The 2,722-nt window shown below is 59.5% G+C and carries 4 protein-coding genes; 2 read left to right on the top strand and 2 right to left on the bottom strand.

The features are described 5' to 3' along the window. A partial coding sequence (locus A2I95_RS30290) for a SufE family protein (RefSeq protein ID WP_291735839.1) occupies nt 1–157 on the top strand: 157 nt, incomplete at its 5' end. Nucleotides 158–218: 61 nt separating this feature from the next. On the opposite strand, the gene A2I95_RS30285 is transcribed toward A2I95_RS30290, so the two are convergent. Both A2I95_RS30285 and A2I95_RS30280 read right to left on the bottom strand, forming a co-directional pair. Next, complete coding sequence (locus tag A2I95_RS30285) at nt 219–929, bottom strand: DUF1638 domain-containing protein (protein ID WP_027258715.1); 711 nt, start codon at nt 927–929, stop codon at nt 219–221. A 1-nt stretch (nt 930) separates the two neighbouring features. Beyond that, nucleotides 931–1,629, bottom strand: a complete 699-nt coding sequence (locus A2I95_RS30280) for a B12-binding domain-containing protein (RefSeq protein WP_129371145.1) — start codon at nt 1,627–1,629, stop codon at nt 931–933. A gap of 224 nt (nt 1,630–1,853) precedes the next feature. On the opposite strand from A2I95_RS30280, the gene A2I95_RS30275 reads away from it, so the two are divergent. Further along, the coding region (locus A2I95_RS30275; RefSeq protein WP_291735834.1) for a PA0069 family radical SAM protein at nt 1,854–2,722 on the top strand (869 nt) is incomplete at its 3' end.

Here is a 2,722-nt window from a genome sequence, read left to right as displayed (position 1 = left end):
CCTTTACAGCGGTGTGCCTGTGAAAGAGGTGGCGGCTGTGGATGCCAAGGCGGAGCTGGGGCGGCTTGGACTGAACGATCATCTGTCTTCGCAACGCTCAAACGGGCTGCGGTCGATGATCGAGCGGATCCGCGAAACCGCGATGGCGCAGGCCTGAGGCAGCAGGGCGAGAAGCCGGCCCCTCGCACTCCCCGGAGTATTTGGGAAAAGATGAAGGGCTAGCCTGCCCAATCTGAAATGGCGGTTTCAAGATCGCCATAGCCGGTGTGGCGGTGTTCGAAATCCAGCCCCATACGATCTGCGCATTCGCGCGCCTTTTCCACCAGCTTGGGGTCGCTGATCTGTGACTGATAGACCAGCTTGGTGTAATTGCCGAACACCATGTCGCGCAGCTCGGGGTTCTTGTCTATTCCCATTGGACGCCAGACAAAGGCGTCGAATTGCTTAACCAGAAAATCGGTCAGATAAAATGCAGTGATTTCGCCAGCATCCGCATGGGCTGCAAAGGTCTCGTTGCCCTCAAAAAAGGAATAGCAATGCGGGCCGGCCACCATCTCGACACCAAGCTCCTGGCATTTGCGCTCCAGCGCACCGCCGGTGCCGCAATCGGCATAGACCACAAAGATCTTGTCATAAACAGATGAATGTTTGGCTACTGCACCGTCCACAGCATCCACAATCTGCTCGGGATAGAGATGCAGCTTGGCAGGCAGGCAAGTGAGGTCGATGTGATTCAGCCCGTTTTTCTCTTTGATATCAAGGATTTCGCGCGCAAGCGCGCCGCAGGCGATCAGCAGGATGCGGCCGGACTTCTTTTCAGGGGCAGCCAGGCCCTGTTCGGTGAGGGAGCTTTCCTCAAGCGTCCGCCCGGTCGGAGGGCGGAAGGCAGCCCGCTCGGTCAAGCGGGCTGCGCGTCCTTTGCGTGCCAAATCAGGCGCTCATCGAGTTGTGCTTGCGGGCCACCATATCCTTGGCCATTTCCACAGCCACGGCGGCGTCACGGCAATAGCCGTCGGCGCCGATTGCCTTGCCGAACTCTTCGTTCAGCGGCGCGCCGCCAACAAGCACGATGTAATCATCACGCAGGCCTTGCTCGACCATGGTGTCGATCACCACCTTCATGTAGGGCATGGTGGTGGTCAGCAGAGCCGACATTCCCAGGATGTCCGGCTTGTGCTCTCCCAGGGCTTCCAGATAGTTTTCAACCGGGTTGTTGATACCCAGATCGACAACTTCAAAGCCTGCGCCTTCCATCATCATCGAAACCAGGTTTTTGCCGATGTCGTGGATGTCGCCTTTGACGGTGCCGATTACCATCGAACCCACCTGCGGGGCGCCGGTTGCAGCCAGCAGCGGTTTCAGGATGGCCATGCCGCCCTTCATCGCGTTGGCCGCCAGCAGAACCTCGGGGACGAACAGGATGCCGTCGCGGAAGTCGGCGCCAACGATGGTCATGCCGCCTACCAGAGCCTTGGTCAGAACATCATACGGCGCCCAGTCGCGCGAGAGAAGAATGCCAACGCCTTCTTCGATTTCCTCTTTGAGACCATCATAGAGGTCGTCAAACATCTGCTGAACAAGTTCCTCGTCATCGAGTTCCGACAGGATGATGTCTTCTTCGTCCGACATTCGCATATTCCTTGCTTACGGGGCGGCGTGCCTCGTGTTGGCCTAGTTTTGGGACTTTTGTGACAGAATGACGCCCCGGGACTGCATTGTTTGCGACATAGCTATTGTCCGAACCGACGTATAAGAGGAAATTCGATGATTTGGTAATGCGGATTATGCATGAAAATCTTCAGTTCTGCGCATTTGTTCTTTATTTGTTCTTGCTGCGGGTGCATAGTGCGGCAATGCCTTATCATGACGGTTCCCAGCCCATGCGACGCAAAGCGCGTGCCAGTCTCAGCAATGCGGCAGGGCGGTTCGATTTGGACCGTTGCCAAGTAGATGATGGCTGGTTGCCAGAACCGGATATGGAGGTGATTCCCACTGAAGTGCGGCACGAGACGGCGCGGTCGCTGATCAGTTACAACCGGTCGCCGGATTTGCCGTTTGACCGCTCCATCAACCCTTACCGGGGCTGCGAGCATGGTTGCATCTATTGTTTTGCGCGGCCCAGCCATGCCTATCTTGGCCTGTCGCCGGGTTTGGATTTTGAGACCCGGCTGGTCGCACGCCCCAATGCGGCTGCGGTGCTGCGCAACGAACTGTCGGCGCCGCGTTACAAGGCGGCCGTGCTGGCGCTAGGCACCAATACCGACCCGTATCAGCCGTGCGAGCGGGACCATCGCATCACCCGCAGCTGCTTGGAGGTTTTGCGGGATTTCAATCATCCTGTGGCGATCGTCACCAAGGGTGCGATGGTGGAGCGGGACCTGGATATCCTGACGCCGATGGCAGCCAAAGGGCTTGTGCGGGTGGGGGTTTCCGTTACCACGCTGGACCCGGAACTGTCCCGCCGGATGGAGCCGCGGGCCCCTTTGCCAGTCCGGCGGCTGGCTGCAATCCGGCGGCTGACGCAGGCGGGGGTGCCGGTGCGGGTGATGACCTCCCCTGTCGTGCCGGGGCTGACCGATCATGAGCTGGAGGCGCTGCTGGCAGCCGGGGCGGAGGCGGGTGCGGATGCCGCCAGCTGGATCATGCTGCGGCTGCCGCGGGAGGTGTCGGAGCTGTGGCAGGAATGGCTGGCCAAGCACGAGCCTGGCCGTGCGGCCAAGGT

This window comes from Leisingera sp. F5 (assembly GCF_001593695.1).
The sequence above is the reverse complement of the archived record's forward strand: the minus strand, read 5'-3'. Positions and strand labels throughout refer to the sequence as shown.

Excerpts from the sequence above, each read along its gene's own strand:
- A2I95_RS30280 (WP_129371145.1), bottom strand. The coding sequence starts at position 1,629 with ATGTCGGACGAAGAAGACATCATCCTGTCGGAACTCGATGACGAGGAA.